This is a genomic window from Acinetobacter sp. YH01024, from assembly GCF_013420195.1.
Classification (GTDB): domain Bacteria; phylum Pseudomonadota; class Gammaproteobacteria; order Pseudomonadales; family Moraxellaceae; genus Acinetobacter; species Acinetobacter amyesii.
Genome location: NZ_VOYQ01000002.1, coordinates 152,338 through 169,893 on the forward strand (window position 1 = coordinate 152,338; position 17,556 = coordinate 169,893).

At 39.3% G+C, this 17,556-nt stretch carries 20 protein-coding genes and 1 pseudogene; 12 read left to right on the forward strand and 9 right to left on the reverse strand.

What is annotated here, in order from left to right; all coding sequences use genetic code 11:
- The first annotated feature begins 297 nt into the window (after positions 1-297).
- From metK to FTT88_RS02015, 5 genes are all read left to right on the forward strand, one after another.
- Complete coding sequence (gene metK / locus FTT88_RS01995; RefSeq protein ID WP_078188779.1) at positions 298-1,464, forward strand: methionine adenosyltransferase; 1,167 nt, start codon at positions 298-300, stop codon at positions 1,462-1,464.
- Positions 1,465-1,633: 169 nt separating this feature from the next.
- Entirely contained in the window at positions 1,634-2,074 is a 441-nt protein-coding gene (locus FTT88_RS02000; protein ID WP_180003833.1) for an SMI1/KNR4 family protein, read from the forward strand.
- A gap of 151 nt (positions 2,075-2,225) precedes the next feature.
- Positions 2,226-2,570 (forward strand): hypothetical protein, encoded by a 345-nt coding sequence (locus tag FTT88_RS02005; RefSeq protein ID WP_078188782.1) that lies wholly within the window; start codon positions 2,226-2,228, stop codon positions 2,568-2,570.
- A 146-nt stretch (positions 2,571-2,716) separates the two neighbouring features.
- Positions 2,717-3,418, forward strand: coding sequence for a VIT family protein (locus tag FTT88_RS02010; protein ID WP_180003832.1), 702 nt, complete (start codon positions 2,717-2,719; stop codon positions 3,416-3,418).
- Between the two features lie 136 nt (positions 3,419-3,554).
- A complete protein-coding gene (locus tag FTT88_RS02015) occupies positions 3,555-4,766 on the forward strand; it encodes a YeeE/YedE family protein (protein ID WP_180003831.1) in 1,212 nt (403 codons plus the stop codon).
- A 39-nt stretch (positions 4,767-4,805) separates the two neighbouring features.
- Here the strand turns inward: FTT88_RS02015 and FTT88_RS02020 are convergent, their stop codons facing one another.
- The 3 genes from FTT88_RS02020 to FTT88_RS02030 form a co-directional block, all read right to left on the reverse strand.
- Complete coding sequence (locus FTT88_RS02020; RefSeq protein WP_180003830.1) at positions 4,806-5,327, reverse strand: hypothetical protein; 522 nt, start codon at positions 5,325-5,327, stop codon at positions 4,806-4,808.
- Between the two features lie 65 nt (positions 5,328-5,392).
- Positions 5,393-6,172: a TIGR03915 family putative DNA repair protein gene (locus tag FTT88_RS02025; RefSeq protein WP_180003828.1), complete on the reverse strand. Its 780-nt coding sequence runs from the start codon at positions 6,170-6,172 to the stop codon at positions 5,393-5,395.
- A 9-nt stretch (positions 6,173-6,181) separates the two neighbouring features.
- On the reverse strand, positions 6,182-7,441 hold the full coding sequence (locus FTT88_RS02030) for a putative DNA modification/repair radical SAM protein (protein ID WP_078193581.1): 1,260 nt from the start codon (positions 7,439-7,441) through the stop codon (positions 6,182-6,184).
- Positions 7,442-7,654: 213 nt separating this feature from the next.
- On the opposite strand from FTT88_RS02030, the gene FTT88_RS02035 reads away from it, so the two are divergent.
- The gene (locus FTT88_RS02035; protein WP_180003826.1) at positions 7,655-8,698 is read left to right on the forward strand and encodes a nitronate monooxygenase family protein; all 1,044 of its coding nucleotides are present in this window, start codon (positions 7,655-7,657) and stop codon (positions 8,696-8,698) included.
- Positions 8,699-8,917: 219 nt separating this feature from the next.
- On the opposite strand, the gene dusB is transcribed toward FTT88_RS02035, so the two are convergent.
- On the reverse strand, positions 8,918-9,964 hold the full coding sequence (gene dusB, locus FTT88_RS02040) for a tRNA dihydrouridine synthase DusB (RefSeq protein WP_180003824.1): 1,047 nt from the start codon (positions 9,962-9,964) through the stop codon (positions 8,918-8,920).
- A gap of 103 nt (positions 9,965-10,067) precedes the next feature.
- Here dusB and FTT88_RS17255 point away from each other — a divergent pair.
- Positions 10,068-10,423: pseudogene (locus FTT88_RS17255) on the forward strand (site-specific integrase); the annotation flags it as partial.
- Between the two features lie 16 nt (positions 10,424-10,439).
- Here FTT88_RS17255 and FTT88_RS02045 read toward each other — a convergent pair.
- Positions 10,440-10,787, reverse strand: a complete 348-nt coding sequence (locus FTT88_RS02045) for a hypothetical protein (protein WP_180003822.1) — start codon at positions 10,785-10,787, stop codon at positions 10,440-10,442.
- Positions 10,788-11,350: 563 nt separating this feature from the next.
- Between FTT88_RS02045 and FTT88_RS02050 the strand changes: the two genes are divergently transcribed.
- Positions 11,351-11,725, forward strand: a complete 375-nt coding sequence (locus FTT88_RS02050) for a hypothetical protein (protein ID WP_180003820.1) — start codon at positions 11,351-11,353, stop codon at positions 11,723-11,725.
- A gap of 314 nt (positions 11,726-12,039) precedes the next feature.
- Entirely contained in the window at positions 12,040-12,210 is a 171-nt protein-coding gene (locus FTT88_RS02055; protein WP_180003818.1) for a hypothetical protein, read from the forward strand.
- A 91-nt stretch (positions 12,211-12,301) separates the two neighbouring features.
- Here the strand turns inward: FTT88_RS02055 and FTT88_RS02060 are convergent, their stop codons facing one another.
- Both FTT88_RS02060 and FTT88_RS02065 read right to left on the reverse strand, forming a co-directional pair.
- Entirely contained in the window at positions 12,302-12,538 is a 237-nt protein-coding gene (locus tag FTT88_RS02060) for an acyl-CoA thioesterase (RefSeq protein ID WP_257223033.1), read from the reverse strand.
- A 93-nt stretch (positions 12,539-12,631) separates the two neighbouring features.
- Positions 12,632-12,814 carry a hypothetical protein gene (locus tag FTT88_RS02065; protein ID WP_168377709.1) on the reverse strand — a complete coding sequence of 61 codons (183 nt, stop codon included), beginning with the start codon at positions 12,812-12,814 and terminating at the stop codon, positions 12,632-12,634.
- A 275-nt stretch (positions 12,815-13,089) separates the two neighbouring features.
- On the opposite strand from FTT88_RS02065, the gene FTT88_RS02070 reads away from it, so the two are divergent.
- The 3 genes from FTT88_RS02070 to FTT88_RS02080 all read left to right on the forward strand — a co-directional run bounded on the left by FTT88_RS02070 (position 13,090) and on the right by FTT88_RS02080 (position 15,271).
- Entirely contained in the window at positions 13,090-14,295 is a 1,206-nt protein-coding gene (locus tag FTT88_RS02070; protein ID WP_180003816.1) for a DUF1615 domain-containing protein, read from the forward strand.
- Positions 14,262-14,891: an HAD-IB family hydrolase gene (locus FTT88_RS02075; protein ID WP_180003814.1), complete on the forward strand. Its 630-nt coding sequence runs from the start codon at positions 14,262-14,264 to the stop codon at positions 14,889-14,891. Before FTT88_RS02070 ends, FTT88_RS02075 begins: the two co-directional genes overlap by 34 nt.
- A 176-nt stretch (positions 14,892-15,067) precedes the next feature.
- Positions 15,068-15,271, forward strand: coding sequence for a hypothetical protein (locus FTT88_RS02080; protein ID WP_180003812.1), 204 nt, complete (start codon positions 15,068-15,070; stop codon positions 15,269-15,271).
- A gap of 82 nt (positions 15,272-15,353) precedes the next feature.
- Here FTT88_RS02080 and FTT88_RS02085 read toward each other — a convergent pair whose 3' ends face one another.
- Together FTT88_RS02085 and FTT88_RS02090 are read right to left on the reverse strand one after the other, a co-directional pair.
- Positions 15,354-16,448, reverse strand: coding sequence for an acyl-CoA desaturase (locus tag FTT88_RS02085; RefSeq protein WP_180003810.1), 1,095 nt, complete (start codon positions 16,446-16,448; stop codon positions 15,354-15,356).
- Between the two features lie 12 nt (positions 16,449-16,460).
- Positions 16,461-17,528, reverse strand: a complete 1,068-nt coding sequence (locus FTT88_RS02090; protein WP_180003808.1) for a ferredoxin reductase — start codon at positions 17,526-17,528, stop codon at positions 16,461-16,463.
- Between the last annotated feature and the right edge of the window lie 28 nt (positions 17,529-17,556).

The window sequence follows — 17,556 nt, forward strand, 5'->3', positions numbered from 1 at the left end:
AAATCTCAGGATATTGATTTGATTTTTTCTTATAATTGATTCACTTAAAATGCCACTTTAGGCATTTTAACGCCTAATCCCATTGTTGCTTGTGCCAAAACAAAATATCTCAGTTTTATCTCATCATAAAAAATTAAATTGAGAAATCCATAGCTCATATCAATTTTTTAGATGCCTATATCAATTAAAAAGTCATTGAAATGAATTAATTTCATCCAATTTGGTCATGTTGAGCTAGTCCTAAACGCTTTCTCGATGTAACATATTGCGTCTTTAAATTTAACTGTGATAGGACTTATGCGCGAGTACGCTGTATTTACCTCGGAATCTGTAAGCGAAGGCCATCCGGATAAAATGGCTGACCAAATCAGTGATGCTATTTTGGATGCAATCTTAAAAGAAGACCCATATGCACGGGTTGCTTGTGAAACGCTTGTAAAAACGGGTGCGGTTGTACTTGCCGGTGAAATCACAACAACTGCAAATGTTGACTTTGAAGCGATTGTTCGTAATACCGTAAATGGTATCGGATACCATCATTCAGATCTTGGCTTTGATGGTTCAACTTGTGCCGTGATCAACATGATCGGTAAACAATCACCTGAAATTGCTCAAGGTGTAGACCGTCAAAAACCAGAAGATCAAGGTGCGGGCGACCAAGGTTTAATGTTTGGTTATGCAAGCCGTGAAACTGATGTGCTTATGCCAGCACCGATTTCATATGCGCATCGCTTAATGGAAAAACAAGCTGAACTACGTAAACAAGGCAAACTTGCTTGGTTACGTCCTGATGCAAAAAGCCAAGTAACATTTGCTTATGAAAATGGCATGCCAGTTCGCTTAGACGCAGTTGTACTTTCAACTCAGCACGATCCAAAAATTACTCAAGCTCAATTGAAAGAAGCGGTAATTGAAGAAATTGTGAAAAAAGTGATTCCTGCTGAAATGTTCCATGCAGACACTAAATTCCATATCAACCCAACAGGTATGTTCGTGATTGGCGGCCCTGTAGGTGACTGTGGTTTAACAGGCCGAAAAATCATTGTAGATACTTACGGTGGTATGGCTCGTCACGGTGGTGGCGCGTTCTCTGGTAAAGATCCATCAAAAGTTGACCGTTCTGCTGCTTATGCAGGTCGTTATGTTGCTAAAAACATTGTGGCTGCTGGTTTGGCTGACAAATGTGAAATTCAAGTGTCGTACGCGATTGGTGTTGCAGAACCAACATCTATCTCGATCAACACATTCAATACTGCAAAAGTATCTGAAGATTTGATTATTGCACTTGTACGTGAACACTTTGACTTACGTCCATACGGTATTACTCGTATGTTGAACTTGATCCAACCGATGTACCAACAAACTGCTGCGTATGGTCACTTTGGTCGTGAAGGTTCTGATACCGCATTCACATGGGAAAAAACTGACAAAGTGGAAGCGCTTAAAGCATCTGCTGGTCTTTAATCTTAATGGATTAATTTCTCAAAAAAGCCTGCATTGATTGCAGGCTTTTTTATGGCCCTTATGTCCATAACTAAAACATCTAGGATAAAAATAACTAGTGTAAAAAATATTGACTAAAATTTACGCCTAGCTTATTCATAAAATATCAAAATAATTTAAGAACAATATCATGCCCTTTCCATTAGACTTAAAATTTATTACGGCAACTGAAGAACAATTAGGATTTAAGTTTCCAGAAAAATATAAAGCCAAAATGCAAATTGAAAATGGTGGCGAATTCGGCATTAGCTTTTCTAGTGCGGATGAATTTGAAGATGGTGATGATATCGAAGCATGGTGGCTCTTCCCCTTCCAGGACACCAGCGATGTGAAAAGAATAAAACGTACAACGAATCATCTAGCCGCAGAACATCAATCCATAAGTGAAATCGAAGACTTCCCTGAAAACAGCGTTGCCATTGCACATAACGGCGATGGTAATTATTTATTGATGCGCACGGTTGACGATACACAATTGGGGGAAGAAATATATTTATGGCGCCATGAAGACAGTGAATTTATCTATCTACTTGTGACTTCAATTGAAGAATTATTTAGTCAAAACCCTTAACGCCATAAGTAGATATAAAGCCTTTCAAACTACAAAATATGCTGGATAAAATTACACTAAATCAACAATTTTTGATCGATTTTTGAATATTTTTTCAGCTAATATAAATTCAGCCCATGCTACGGGCATAACAACAAAAGGAAAGATCAAAATGAATAAATTACTTGTTGCTTTAGGTTTGGCTGCAACTGTTGCACTTGTTGGCTGTAATAAAGACAAAGCGCCAGAAACAGGTGCAACAACTGGTGAACACCTAGAAAACGCTGCTGACCAAGCAGGCCATGACATTGCTGATGCAACTTCAGAAGCGGCAACTGCGACAGCTACTGCTGTAGATAATGCTGCAACTGCAACTGCGACAGCAGCTGACAATGCTGCAGAAAATGCTGAAGCTGCTGCACACAATGCAAAAGAAGCAGCTAAAGACGCGACTGCTGCAACTGCAGGTGCTGTTGAGCAAGGTGCAGCAAACGTGAAAGAAAAAGCTCAACAATAAGCATTCTTAAAAAAAAGCACCTTCGGGTGCTTTTTTTATATCTGTATTTTATTCAACTTACTGTTTCAATCTATTTTTAACTTGAAATTTAACTGATGTCAGGTCAATCTTATGAGGTCATATAAATAACAAATTTAGAGAAAAGAATGTCTTACTCACATCATGCCGAAAAACATTTTATGGAACGTACAGGTTGGCTACGTGCATCTGTACTCGGTGCAAATGATGGCATTATTTCCGTCACCAGTTTAATTATGGGCATGGCTGCAAGTGGTGCTTCTAGCCATACCTTACTCATTACATGCATTGCAGGACTCATCTCTGGTGCAACCTCTATGGCTGCGGGCGAATATATCTCTGTGAAATCTCAAGAAGACGTCGAAAAAGCAGATCTTCACATGGAGCATAAAGAATTACAACGTAACCCAGATATGGAGCTTAAAGAGCTGACTCAAATTTATGTAAATCGTGGGTTAGAGCCGAACCTAGCACATGAAGTTGCAGTCCAATTAACTGCCCATGATGCACTAGAGGCCCATGCACGAGATGAAATTGGAATCCATGACAATACCGCAGCAAAACCCATTCAAGCAGCACTCTCATCGGCTTTAGCATTTTCAATTGGTGCGCTATTTCCGATGGTTGCGATCTTGATCAGTGCTGACATGCATATTGAAAAAACTGTTATGGCCGTTGGCGTAATTTCCCTAGCACTCCTCGGTGCCTTGGCCAGTTATGCAGCAGGTACTTCTATGTTGAAAGGCAGTCTACGTGTTGCACTCTGGGGCATTGCAGCCATGCTATTTTCAAGTTGGATTGGTTCTTTATTTAATGTAAATCCAGTTTAATGTTTCTTTTATCAGTTTTACAAATATTGAAAATCAATTATTCACAGCAATGATTGTGTGAATTCCAAACAATATTAATTTTTACAATATATAAAAACCGTAAAATAGAGATACATTTTTTAAGCTTTTTTTTCCCATGTCTTTTATTGCTACGCCAGCCAATCGATCCAATGTATCGATTTGGGTGGCTTTTGTTTTATTAATTTTAGGCACCCTTGGTGCTTATCTGGTTGTAGGCGTTAACCAAGCATTGCTATTTTTAATTGGCGGTGCTTTGGGTATGACCCTTTATCACGCATCTTTTGGTTTTACCTCAAGTTGGCGTGTCTTTATTAAAGAGCGTCGTGGTCGTGGCTTGCGTGCACAAATGATCATGTTGGCTTTGGCTATACTGCTCTTCTTCCCTGCTTTAGGTGCGGGTGAATTATTTGGCAACCCAGTCAAAGGTAACGTTAATCCTGTTTCAATGTCCGTGATGATCGGTGCCTTTATTTTTGGTATTGGTATGCAAGTCGGCGGAGGCTGTGCATCAGGTACACTGTACACTGTGGGCGCTGGTAGCGCACGTATGATTGTAATGTTGATCTTTTTCTGTACAGGTTCACTGATTGCAACTTCACATATTCAATGGTGGTTTGACCTTCCCCACTTTGAGCCGATTTCTTTAGTCAAAAGCTTTGGTGTAGTTCCTGCACTGGCATTAAACTTTGTAGTTTTTGCAATCATTGCAGCAGCAACAGTTTACTTTGAAAAGAAACGCCATGGTCAGCTTGAAGTTGAGCCGCAAGCTAACCAACACGGCTGGAAACGCTTTCTACGTGGTCCATGGCCATTGGTTTGGGGCGGAATTATCCTGACTTTACTAAACTTTGCCACACTCGCACTTGCAGGCCGTCCTTGGGGCATGACCTCTGCCTTAGCCGTTTGGGCAGCAAAATCAGCAAGTATCATGGGGATCGATGTTGCATCTTGGGCATATTGGCAGCAACCTGCAAATGCCAAAGCACTGACCGAATCATTATGGTTTGATATTACGTCAATGATGAATTTCGGCATCATGCTCGGAGCTTTACTCGCAGCGAGCCTAGCAGGCAAATTTGCACCGAACTTTAATATCCCAAAACGTTCACTGCTAGCAGCTGTGATCGGTGGTTTGATGTTGGGTTATGGCGCACGTTTAGCATACGGCTGTAACATTGGTGCATATTTCAGCGGTATCGCTTCAGGTAGTTTACACGGTTGGTTATGGTTAGTATTTGCCTTCATTGGGAACGGTATTGGCGTCAAACTACGTCCAATCTTCTTCCCTGGTGAACGTCCACAACCGGAAAAACTAACAGGCTGCTAATTTCAGTAAATAAAAAGCCCCTCAAATGAGGGGCTTTTTTTAATCTGTCAGAGCTGCTTTTAGATTACAACCATATTGCATGGTTTCTTGTGCCTGTTTGTATGTGGTATAGCGGTTGATAATAAAATCATAAAATTGGTCTGCATTCGCAAATACCTGACTCAAATCTTCGTTTGCGGCATTTGGCAGTTTAACGTCTTTCACCAAGGCTAAGTTCACATGTCCGAGATGATACATTTCAGAAAAATAATGATTCATTACTTCGCAATAGGCAATTTTTGAGCTTTTTAAAGCGGTGTTGGCAACAAAATGCTGATTTAAAGTTTTTAAGTTATGAACATCTAAAGCGGATTGGTCTGAAAAAGCCAAACTTTCTACTTTTTTCAGTTGGCTAAAATCTATAGCTAGAGTTTGATTTAATTGTTCAAAGCGTCGTTGTAATCCAGCAGTATCAGCAACTTGATAACTTTTTGGATCGAATGTTTTCTTTTCTTGTTCATTTGCAGAACACGCCGTTAATGCCATTGTCGTCAAAATGGTCGTAACAAGAAATAATTTCATCAAAGTCTCACTTAAACAATCAAAAGCGCAATCATTATGCCCGAAATTCTTCAAATGATTTGAAATTAAATCGCTTTCTCATTCATATAACGCCAATAACGACGTGGCACATACTGCACATGTAATTTCATATTACGTCGGGCTTCAATATTGACACTTCTAAAATAATCTTTCCAAAGCTGATCATACAAAACCTCATCATCATCCAGTTCGATATTAAAGGATTGACTATGGCCTGATTGTATTTGCCTATCTATGGTTGTGGCATCCATATCCACTTGATGCACCAGTTTTAAATCATAATAAATGCCATAATTGCGTTTTTCATCGTAAATCAGCCAACGTTGATCTTGATAGCGTGATTTGAAATGCCGTTCGATCAAAGGCAATACATTAAAGTCAGGTGAGACTAAACTGATAAACAAGCCATCCTGACATTTTTTAAAGCGCACAAAAGCTTCCATTCGGTGCTTTTCACGCCCCACTTGCTTCGCCCATTGGCTCATCCCTAATACATCAGCATGACCATAGTTTTTAGACACATCACGCTGTTGCTGGAACACATAAATCGCAAAATTAAAACAATGTTGAAAAGCCTGCTGCTGCTCGGATAAAAACGCATAATAAAACTGCTTCAAAGCACTTTCAGATGCTTTAAGCTTTAATCCTTGCCATACCCGCTGTGCTTGTTCATCGTGACTAGCCACATCAATGACTTCGGCGAAAAGACCTGCCTGCACTTGCCCATCTGTACAAATCTGAATGTCAAATTGCTTAAATTGAAAGGCCCGAAAAACACAACTTAACAATCCTGTCATCGTGCCATCAAAGACATAAATACTCACGACTGTATCCTAAAAACCGAAGTTCAATTGTGGAGAAATTTGCTGCGTATATTTCGACTGGCCACTTTGCAAAATCTGCTGTCTTATTTGATGAGGCTGTTGTTCACGAATAAATTTAGGTGAATCTTCACAGCGTATAAAATGTTGTGCTCTGTTGTAGGAAATACCCATACGTTTTAATTGGTCGATATGAATTTTACCAAAACGTCGTGCTTGAACAATTTTTTTAGCAGAACGCACACCGATGCCCGGCACACGTAAGATCATTTGATATTCAGCACGATTGATATCCACGGGAAATTGCTCGGGATGACGCAGTGCCCACGCTAATTTAGGGTCAATATCCAATTCTAAATTTGGATGCTCTTCATCGACCAATTCCGTCGCTTCAAACCCATAAAAACGCATTAACCAGTCACTTTGATACAGCCGATTTTCTCGTAATAAAGGTGGCGCAGACCCCACAGCTGGCAGCGCACGCTCCTCTTCATTAATTGGAATATAGCCCGAGTAATACACACGCTTGAGCTTAAACTCTTTGTAATGACGGTCTGCCATCAGTATGACATCACGGTCAGACTCTTGATGTGCGCCCACCACCATTTGCGTCGTTTGTCCTGCGGGTACAAATTTAGGAACTGTGCGTATTATTTTTCGTTCATCTTTGAATTGAATCAAACGATCTCGCACGATACCTAAGTCTTTTTGGACTTCAACATGACTTTTTTCAGGTGCAAATTTTTTTAAACCATCTTCTGTCGGCATTTCCAAATTAATACTCATACGGTCGACATATAAACCTGCTTCGGTAATGATTTCCTGAGATGCCCCCGGAATGGTCTTCAGATGAATATAACCATTGAAATTTTCTTCTAAACGCAGCTTTTTCACCACTTGCAACATGCGCTCCATGGTGTAATCTGCTGATTTAAAAATTCCCGAACTTAAAAATAGCCCCTCAATATAGTTCCGACGATAAAAATTCATGGTCAAATCGACCACTTCCTGTACCGTAAATGCTGCGCGCTTTACGTCGTTACTTCGACGGGACACACAATATGCGCAGTCAAAAATACAGACATTGGAAAATAGAATTTTTAATAACGAAACACAGCGACCATCTTCGGTATAGCTATGGCAAATGCCGTTTCCAGTATTACCCAGACCTTTGTCTTTATTTTGGCGCTTACTACCACTCGAAGAACATGAGACATCATATTTGGCAGCATCGGCTAAAATTTGCAGTTTTTCACGGATACGTTCAGACATGGGAGAATTATAAATTTAAAGTGAACACAGCATTATTTTAAAAGGATCCACCTCAAAAGTCGGGTCATACATCATTACTACGACACGAGGTGTCGCTTAATTTCAAGTACAACTTTCGTGTAAGCATAAGACCATTTTGATATGAAATAACGAATATTATTTGCTTAATTTCACTCGCTTGGGCAAAGTAATTAGAGTGATTGGAGTATGCACATGACTTTATTAGAAAAACTTGGCATCAAACACCCTATATTTCTTGCCCCAATGGCAGGTGTTTCTACACCTGAGCTTGCTGCAGAAGTGTCAAATCAAGGTGGACTTGGTTCACTGGGTTTAGGTGCAAGCAGTGTTGAGAATGCACGTCAGCAAATTTTACAAACTCAAGAACTTACTGACCAACCTTTTCAGGTGAATTTCTTTTGTCATGATACAGTAGAACTCGATGAACAAGTTGCTGCCAAATGGATCATGCAATTTAAATCACGCTTTGCTCAATATAATGCAGAAGCTCCAGAAGCACTGAACTGTATTTATCCAAGCTTTAAAGATAATGACCATTTTCTAAACCTCTTACTGGAAACGCGCCCTAAAGCGGTAAGCTTCCATTTTGGTATTCCACATCCACATCAAATCCAGGCCTTGAAACAAGCGGGTATTTTGACTCTAGTTTCTGCAACCAACTTAGCAGAAGCTAAACTGATCGAAGCTGCGGGTATTGATATCGTGATTGCTCAAGGTATTGAAGCTGGTGGTCACCGTGGCATTTTCAATGAAAACTTCGATAGCAGCGTTAAAACTCGTGACTTAGTTCAGCTCTTGAAACGCCATATTCAATGCCCCGTTGTTGCAGCTGGTGGCATTATGAATGGACATCAGGCCTATCAAATTATGGAGTTGGGTGCAGATGCTGTTCAACTGGGCACTGCTTTTGTGCAATGCAAAACATCAAATGCAAATGAGGCTTATCGCAAAGCACTATTTGATGCGCCCATCACGCAGATTACATCAAGTATTTCAGGCCGGCCTGCACGTGGCATTATCAATAACTGGCACACAGATATTGATACGCCGACTCGCCCAACCGTTCCGGCTTACCCATATAGCTATGATTTAGGCAAACAATTACATGCAGCAGCCAGCAAGCATGGCGTACATGAATATGGTGCATTTTGGGCAGGAACTAATGTCTCTCAAATACGTGAATTGGAAGCACCCGACTTGATCAATCAATTGGTTTTAGAAATGCGCTTTAACTAAGACCTCGCTCAACGGGTCATTCAAACATGAATGCCTAATAAAAAGCCCTCAACATTGAGGGCTTTTTATATGTAATTTAGGCCATCATCGATGCACAATTCAAGAATTGTTTCAGATCATTTGAATCAAGTTAGTTAAATCTATTTCAAATCAATCTAACTAACTTAAAGCAGCCTACTTTGCATCAAATTGTGCAGATCCATTTCGTTTGGCTTTAAATTATTTGGTTTCAAGCAAGTTGACCTGATCAACTTGAACATCACTCATGATCTGACCATGATCAAGTAAGTGATTAAAATAGTTCTCGACGACTTTATATTGATCTGCTGTAGATTCAACTTTATACATATTTTGGCGGAATTCATTACTAGAGCGTAGACCCTTGGTGTACCAAGCAATATGTTTGCGTGAAATTCGACAACCTGAATATTCGCCATAAAAACCATATAATTCAGACAAGTGTCCAAGCAATACGTCACGGACTTCCATAATACTTGGCGCCGCCATATGCTCACCTGTCGTCAGGTAATGTCCTATTTCACGGAATATCCATGGGCGACCTTGAGCTGCACGACCAATCATGACTGCATCAGCACCAGTATAATCCAGTACATATTTGGCTTTTTCAGGTGTATCAATATCACCATTGGCAATCACAGGAATATTGATCAACGATTTCACATCTTTAATTAAGCTATAACGCGCCGTATTCAGATACATATCTTCACGTGTACGACCATGAAGCGCCAACGCAGCAATCCCAGCTTCTTCGGCACGCTTCGCAACGCGCATAATGTTTTCATGACCATTGAGATAGCCCAAACGGGTTTTTAAGGTCACAGGCACATCAACTGCTTCGACCACAGCATCTAAAATGCGGGCCACCAAATCTTCATCTTTGAGCAGCGCAGAACCTGCCAACTTATTACAAACTTTCTTCGCCGGACATCCCATATTAATGTCGACAATTTGTGCACCATTTGCCACTTGATAGCGAGCGGCTTCAGCCAGTTCAGCTGGATCTGATCCTGCAATTTGAGCTGAGATAGGTGCTATTTCACCATCAAAATTCGCACGATAAAGACTCTTTTTACTCATGCGTAAGGTCTTATCTGCCGTCATCATTTCACTAACAGCATGACCTGCGCCAAAGTATTTGCAAAGTGTACGAAATGGGCGATCTGTAACCCCTGCCATAGGTGCCACCCACAGTTTTCTCTCGATGGGACGATCGAATAATTCTTGAATGACATTGTTTTTACTCAAAATCTTTTAACCTCGTTTAACTTCGTTTAGTCGCTTCGTATTGACTTTTAATGCTCTTTAGTTGCAACCTATTTGCACCACGAAATTTCAATGTTGCAAATTTATAGGTACAGTCACTAAGCGACAAACAAAAGACGGTACAACTCGGTATAGAGCTCAAGTCCGCGTACAACTTCAAGGCTACCCAGAATTCAAGCAATCCAAAACATTTAGCTAAAAGTCTTTGGCTGATGAGTGGATTAAACGCGCAGAGGCAGAAATTGAATTGCACCCTGAAAAAATGTTGAACCCTGAGGTGCAACTTAAGCAAAAACACTCAGAGAATTCATATTTCAGTATTTGGATGAGGCGGACAGTTTTGCTAGGACAAAAACAGGAGCACTACAGCATATCGCTAGTTTAGATATTTCTGAAAAGAATATCTATTATTTAACGCGACAAGACTTTTCTGATTACGCCGCTTCTTATAAAAGTATTAATCTTTCTGAACCCCAGCATTCTCTGCATTAAATTCTAATGATATTTTCTCATATAGTTTACTTTCAGCTGCTTCTAAGCGAGCTTTTGCGTCAGCTAATGCTTTCGGGTAATAAAGATAGCTTTTCATATCTTTATCACAGCTATCCAGTTTTTTCTCACAATCACTATCATTCCTTTTGGCTTCTCTAGACTCTCTCATTATTCTGTTGTAATAATTTTTGGCTTCGTACCATTTAAATTCAATTACATTATGAGCATTTGATGGTTCATCTTTAGCATAGCAATTCACTGATGCTAGGAAGCAAATTGTTAGTCCGTTAATAATTTTGGTTAGATAATGCACTATTTATACTCATTAAATTGGATGTTATTGTAAATAGTAACGTAATCTAACCCACCTGCCATAGGTGCCACCCACAGTTTTCTCTCGATGGGACGATCGAATAATTCTTGAATGACAGGATGTTGACTCAATGTTTTAACCTCTAGCTATATTTAGCAAATGATGCCCGAACCACATTCGAAATCTTCCAAGCCACTTTTACAATGCTAAATTCAAATGTATGTTCGCAAAATCTGTTGAGCGTAAAAACGTTTCATGGCAATGATTATGCAATTGAATGATGACAATGAATATCAACATTGCTCAACGATTGAATTGAGGAATTTGAAGCTTCGGAATTGGACGGCAAATTTGCAATGCGATAGTTTAGTAATTCCAAACAAAAATTTCTACGCTTTTGCTTAAGAGTCGTTGAAACTTATGCATCAGCCATGTAGTTAACACACTATCGATTCAACATCAGACTTTCAGCAGATCTGCCTGTACAGGTGTTACTATAGAGGGATACTGCTAAAATCATTGAAAACTTAAATCTATAAATTCACATCAGTGAGTTGAACTTTATGAAAAAATTGAAAATTCTCTCTTTTATATTTTTCGCTACCATTCTTACTGCCTGCCAACAACCCAATGACGAGGTGGCTGCAGCTGAAAGCCAAAACGCTGATTTAACAACGGAACAAGCGACTCAACAATTTGAGCAGTCAGATGCGCAAATCAGTCAATACCTTGATGTTTTAGATGCCCCAAGCACATCTATCAAGGAAAAAACACAAGTCTTATGTCATGACTACCCTCATGAATATAAAACCAACTATATGCCTGCCATGCTCAAACTCGCAGCCCAAGACTATACTCAAGATAAAATGTTGAATGATTTGAAGATTGCACAGGACTATTACAAAGAAAAACTCAAAATTGAATGCCCTGCTGAATAACCTCCTTTTCATCATGGCGTCATAATTGAGCGCTAAATTGTTATTAAGCGAAAGTGTGTAAGTTTCGCTGTAATAACAACGTAAAATACACTTCCCGATTTATTCGGGTTTTTCTTTTTAAAGCCTTTCAAATAATAAACGACAATTTAAAGACACATATTATTTTGTGATAAATTTCAAACTATTGATTTATTTTGATAAGTTTTTCGTAAGTGTTCACAAGCTAGACACATAACAACCCATTTTAATTACACTTTTATCATGATTAATACATTAAGTTGTTTTTTCCAAAAAAATAGACTGAAGATTGAATCATGAAAACTTTAAACAAATTACTTTTCGCTACACTTATCTCTGCTGCTGCTGCAACTACATTTGCTGCTGAAGAACAAAAAGTTGAAGCTGCTGCATCTGAAGCTCAAACAACTGAAGTTGCTCAAGACGCAACTGAAGCGGCTCCTGCTTCTGAAGCTGTTGCAAAATAATTGAGCAAAAATTTAAAAGCCCACAGATTGTGGGTTTTTAAATTCACAGACATTTTAAGTCTTTCGCAGTTTTCAATGAATTTGACTTCAATTATTTAAAATATAAACGTTGAATTTGACGTGCCCGCCGGTTTAAACCTAATACTTCTTTTCTTTGTAAAATGTCTTCTTCACTAAATCCCAAGCGCTGGATTAATTCAGACATAGCTAAATCTGCATGTTCGATCAACACGGCATCTTGTTCAGTTGACCAAACCACGGTTGATACCGTTAATTTGTGCTGGCGTTTTAACTTTCTCATTTGCTCAGTATAAAAGACTTTAGACATATCGACAAAAAAGCCCACCCGATGTGAGCTTTTTGCAAAGACTGTGTATTCATCATCTATTGGATTGAAAAATAGATTTACTGAACGATGATGTTAAAGATTTTCATCCTTCGTGATCATCACTGAGGTTAAAATTGGAACAGCAAAACAAGGTAATAAGAGTAAGATCCAATATTCCACCATCGGTTTAGCCACAACAAAGTTAATAATGATTGCCCCCAATACCATAACTAACGCAATCAAACCCAAGAAACGACTGAAAAATTTAGCTGGCATAATAATTCCCTTAAAAAATTATGGATTTCAGCTAGTATATACCTTCATTTTTATAATCTGTTGAAAATGATATTGGAATATTCATCTATTTAGCTCAAAAAGCATTCTTTTTCCAATCATCCTGACAGAACTGCTTGTTTTTACACGCGTAGATCTCCATAAATAGATTGACAGTCCCCTATGAGGCATATACATATTTATTCATTACTTATGTATTTTGCATAGTATACTGCTCCTGCTTTGTCGCCCCCATATGGCTGAGTTTATTGGAAAATATGAACAAAACTTTTTCGACCACATTATGCTTTAAATCCCTTTCTGTACTGGCTTTATCCATTGGCTTGGCTGCCTGTGGTAATGGTTCATGGTGGAGCAAAGATGAACCCACTATGGAAGCAGAACAGATTAAAAAAGCCATTCCACCTCGCGTGAATGAACGTCTTTCATGGGCCAATGATATCTATGACATTAGTGATCAGCTCGGTATTCCGACCACGAAAGAAAATGTCTGTACGATTGTTGCTGTGGTCGATCAAGAGTCCAATTTTGTTGCTGACCCACATGTGCCGGGACTCGGTGAAAAAGCCGTTAAAGAAGTTCAAGATCGTCTTGAAGAAAAGTTTAAAGATAAATTGGGTGATGGCATCGGTGGTACAGTCGCTGGCTATTTCCAAGATGTGTTAAAAAATCAGCCAAGTCCAGAAGATAACTATTTGAGCCAAATGCGCCGTGTTCAAACTGAACGTGAACTAGACGAACTATATCGTGAAATTTTTGACTATATGTCTAAACATTATCACGTGAGTGCATTAACAGGCGCAGCGAAACTGGTTGGACAAGATATTGGTGAAAAGCTCAACCCAATTACCACTTTGGGTTCGATGCAAGTCCATATAGGCTATGCCAAAGACCACAAACGCCAAGGTGGAAATATTGCTGCACTGCGTACAGACATGTATAGCCAATATGGCGGTTTGTATTATGGCATCCACCGTTTAATGATGTATCCAGCTGAATATGACAAACCAATTTATCGTTTTGCAGATTATAACTCGGGTCGTTATTCGAGTCGTAATGCGGCATTCCAAAGCATGTTAAATGACTTAACCCCTGCTGAGCTCGGCTTAGATGGTGACCTCTTGCTTTATAATAAAGATGGTTCTCCACGTTCAGCAAAAAGCCAGTCTGAAACCGCGCTGATTGCCGTTTTTGCAGAAAACAATGTGATCGCGACGCCACGTCAAATTCGTTCAGATCTTAAAAAAGAAAAAGATCAGGACTTTGAAGATACTTTGACGTATAAAGCGGTCAAAAAGTTGTACCAAGAAAAGACTGGTAAAGAACCGTTTTATGCCATGATGCCTGAAGTCGTAATTTCGGGGCCGAAATTAAGCCGTGATTACAATACCAATTGGTTTGCCACACGAGTCGATGGACGTTATCAAACATGCATGCGCCGCATCAAAAATCTAAAACTCTAGCCTTATTTGATTTTGACGGAACCCTGTGTAACAAAGACAGTTTTACAGGGTTCATCTTCTATTCCCTGCCTAAACGGCATATCGTGCGCCAAGGGATTAAAATTCTCCCTTGGATTCAAGGCTATTATCTCAAGCTATATCCTGCACATGCAATGCGTCCTCGCCTTTATGCTGCAATGTTTAGCCAAGCCAATCATGAGCAGGTTTTAAATCAAGCAGCACAATATGCTGAACATTTGATGTCAGAACTCAATCCTTCACTGTATGAACAATTACAGCAACACCAAAAACGCGGTCATGAAGTCGTATTGGTTTCTGCATCCGTCGATTTATATCTTAAACCTGTGGCGGAAAAGCTCGGGGTCAAACTGATCTGTACTGAAACTGCAACCAATAACCAAAAACTGACTGGTTTATATGAAACCTTAGACTGTAGTGGTGAGCAAAAGAAAAATCGCGTTTTGGAGCAATTTAACCTTCAAGACTATGAGCATGTTTATGCCTATGGAAATAGCGATGAAGACCTCGCTATGTTCGAATTGGCCACCCACCATTTCATGAATGGAAAGGATAAACGCCTACCTGAACTCGACTAAAGTCGAGTGATTTAGTTTGGTTTATTAATCAAAGTTAACAATCACAAACTTAAATTTAAGTCGCTCTAATATATGATTAAATTTTGAAAATTCTGCTTTTATTTTGACTTTATAGTGTGCTATTTTTCTCATTAATTAGAAATAATGCGGTCAAATATTAAAAGCGGGAAAAGAATATGAATCAATTCAATCCACCGAAATATGTCAAAGGCCTCCATATTAAATTTGGCGAAAATCCATTTGTACTCCTTGCTCAATTTGCCTTCTCAGCCACTCGCCAGATGTGGACGAAAGAAGAAATTGAATTGGTCATTCGTATGGCTAAAAAAGGAAATTATATGAATTTGATTAAGATCCTCAAATTACATATCAAAAATTGAAATAAATATTTTCCCCAAAGTTAATATAAAAAAGCCATGCAATTGCATGGCTTTTTTTCCCGTAAATTTAGTGTAGCGTTTATTACTTTTTAAATGGAAACGCATATTTCACAATACGTTTTAGTACACTGCCGTACTGTTTCACTAAACTTGCGTTGTTATAGTTCAAACCATATTTTTCACAGACCGCCTGCACTTTTGGCGCCATTTTACGATAACGACGCGCAGGAACGTCAGGGTATAAATGGTGTTCGATCTGATGGCTTAAATGCCCTGTCAAAATGTGAAATGCTTCTGAACCAGTAAGGTTTGAAGAACCACGGATTTGACGCATGTACCAATGTCCACGGCTTTCATTTTCAAGTACTTTTTTCGGGAAAACTTCAACATCTTTGGTGAAGTGACCACAGAAAATAATACTAAATGTCCAAATATTACGAAGACCATTCGCAACGAGGTTCCCTGTGAGCACAGGTAATGCTGCAGGCCCTGCAATAAGCGGGAAGAACACATAGTCTTTAAATAATTGCTTGCCGATTTTGGCTTGCATTGGCTTCCATTCTTCTTTGGTCTGCTGTTTTGTTTTGCGACCTTTAAAGTATTTACCCAATTCAAGGTTTTGAATGGCAACACCCCATTGGAACAATAAGCAAAATGGAATGCTATAAATCGGTTGTAATAGATAGCCCGGCTTCCAACGCTGTTCTGGGAACAAACGAACGAGACCATAACCAATATCATCATCCATACCTTTAATGTTGGTATAGGTATGATGTTTAAAATTGTGAGTTTGGCGCCAGTTATCTGCAGTACCCACGATATCCCATTCATAAGTCTGACCATTGAATTTAGGATCATTCATCCAGTCATATTGACCATGCATGACATTATGACCTAATTCCATGTTTTCCATGATTTTGGCAAAACCTAAAAGACCTGTGCCTAAAATCCACGCTGGCGGAAACCAACCTGCAAACAATAATGCACGACCCGCCATAGATGAATATCGAATAGTCGAATATACACGGCGAATGTATTTCGTATCCTTTTCACCTAAGTCATCTAAAACTTCTTGCTTAATTGCGTCAAGCTCACGCGCAAGTTCATCTAATTGCGATTGGGTTAACTCACGGTTTTTAGGATTTTTAAAATATTCAATTTTTACAGGCATGTTCATATTTTTTCTACCTTATAAATCAATAACAAGATCTGACTGTGCTGAGTTCACACAAATTTTGAGTAAATTACCCGGCTCTGTATTTTGGCTACCATTGACCATATTTTTAGTCGAACCTTCTACTTTGTTGCAGGCACATTTATTACAAATGCCCATACGGCAACCGTGATTTGGTTTGATATTTTGCTGTTCAAGACTGGCTAGAATTGATTGGCCTTTTGGAATACTGACGGTTTTATTGGATTGTGTAAGCGTGACATTCACAAAGCCAATGTCATCCGTTGCAATTGGACTCATGCTAAATGCTTCACTCATAAAGCACTGTGCATGATCAAATAATGCTTCGGCCTGAGTGACGAAACCTGATGGACCACATGCAAACACTGTACTGTACTCAATGTCGTCAATTTGAGCAGCGTGAGCGGCATTTAATCGTGGATCGGGAACATCTTCTTGGGTAAAGAAAATTTGAAATTTAAAGTTTGGATATTGATTTGCCAAAGCTTCGAAGCGTAATTTGAATGCGGCATCATCGTGATACTTAACCCAATACATTAACTGAATTGGTTGCTCCGCAATTTGCTTGGTTTTGCTCATCGTTTTCAACAAACTTAACATTGGCGTAATACCACTACCCGCAGCCAATAGTAGCAACGGCGCAGAATTTGACACCAAAGTCATATCACCAAAAGGCTGACCAAATTCTAAGATATCGCCCACTTGCGCTTGTTCTACGAGCCAAGTACTCACAATACCCGTATTCACTTTTTTTACACTAAGCAATACGTGTTGATCATCTAACTGAGTCAAACTATAAGTACGTTCGTAACGAATACCATTTACGCGAGCAAAAACAGGATGATGCTGACCAGCTTCGCCAATTTTAAATAAACGGTTCACCTGTATGGTTAGGCTGACCATCTCATTTGCTGCATTTTCTTTTTGTACAATTTTGCCGAGTGCCTGATTACCAGACCATAACGGATTAAATTTCTGCAACCAGAAATTTACCGCATTGACGTCTACAACACTGTCTTTGATTGCGTTTAAAGGCTTTTTCGCTTTTTCGAGTACATGCATAATCAAATACAACTCATGGGAGGTTTTT

What these genes read in the sequence shown, in the direction of transcription:
- FTT88_RS02055 (WP_180003818.1), top strand. Translation starts at nt 12,040, where the DNA reads ATGAAAACTTTAAACAAATTACTTTTCGCTACACTTATCTCTGCTGCT.
- FTT88_RS02070 (WP_180003816.1), top strand. Translation starts at nt 13,090, where the DNA reads ATGAACAAAACTTTTTCGACCACATTATGCTTTAAATCCCTTTCTGTA.
- FTT88_RS02030 (WP_078193581.1), bottom strand. Translation starts at nt 7,441, where the DNA reads ATGTCTGAACGTATCCGTGAAAAACTGCAAATTTTAGCCGATGCTGCC.
- FTT88_RS02015 (WP_180003831.1), top strand. Translation starts at nt 3,555, where the DNA reads ATGTCTTTTATTGCTACGCCAGCCAATCGATCCAATGTATCGATTTGG.
- FTT88_RS02090 (WP_180003808.1), bottom strand. Translation starts at nt 17,528, where the DNA reads ATGCATGTACTCGAAAAAGCGAAAAAGCCTTTAAACGCAATCAAAGAC.
- FTT88_RS02080 (WP_180003812.1), top strand. Translation starts at nt 15,068, where the DNA reads ATGAATCAATTCAATCCACCGAAATATGTCAAAGGCCTCCATATTAAA.
- FTT88_RS02060 (WP_257223033.1), bottom strand. Translation starts at nt 12,538, where the DNA reads ATGTCTAAAGTCTTTTATACTGAGCAAATGAGAAAGTTAAAACGCCAG.
- FTT88_RS02020 (WP_180003830.1), bottom strand. Translation starts at nt 5,327, where the DNA reads ATGAAATTATTTCTTGTTACGACCATTTTGACGACAATGGCATTAACG.
- FTT88_RS02000 (WP_180003833.1), top strand. Translation starts at nt 1,634, where the DNA reads ATGCCCTTTCCATTAGACTTAAAATTTATTACGGCAACTGAAGAACAA.
- FTT88_RS02005 (WP_078188782.1), top strand. Translation starts at nt 2,226, where the DNA reads ATGAATAAATTACTTGTTGCTTTAGGTTTGGCTGCAACTGTTGCACTT.
- FTT88_RS02065 (WP_168377709.1), bottom strand. Translation starts at nt 12,814, where the DNA reads ATGCCAGCTAAATTTTTCAGTCGTTTCTTGGGTTTGATTGCGTTAGTT.
- FTT88_RS02035 (WP_180003826.1), top strand. Translation starts at nt 7,655, where the DNA reads ATGACTTTATTAGAAAAACTTGGCATCAAACACCCTATATTTCTTGCC.
- FTT88_RS02085 (WP_180003810.1), bottom strand. Translation starts at nt 16,448, where the DNA reads ATGAACATGCCTGTAAAAATTGAATATTTTAAAAATCCTAAAAACCGT.
- FTT88_RS02050 (WP_180003820.1), top strand. Translation starts at nt 11,351, where the DNA reads ATGAAAAAATTGAAAATTCTCTCTTTTATATTTTTCGCTACCATTCTT.
- FTT88_RS02010 (WP_180003832.1), top strand. Translation starts at nt 2,717, where the DNA reads ATGTCTTACTCACATCATGCCGAAAAACATTTTATGGAACGTACAGGT.
- FTT88_RS02075 (WP_180003814.1), top strand. Translation starts at nt 14,262, where the DNA reads ATGCATGCGCCGCATCAAAAATCTAAAACTCTAGCCTTATTTGATTTT.
- metK (WP_078188779.1), top strand. Translation starts at nt 298, where the DNA reads ATGCGCGAGTACGCTGTATTTACCTCGGAATCTGTAAGCGAAGGCCAT.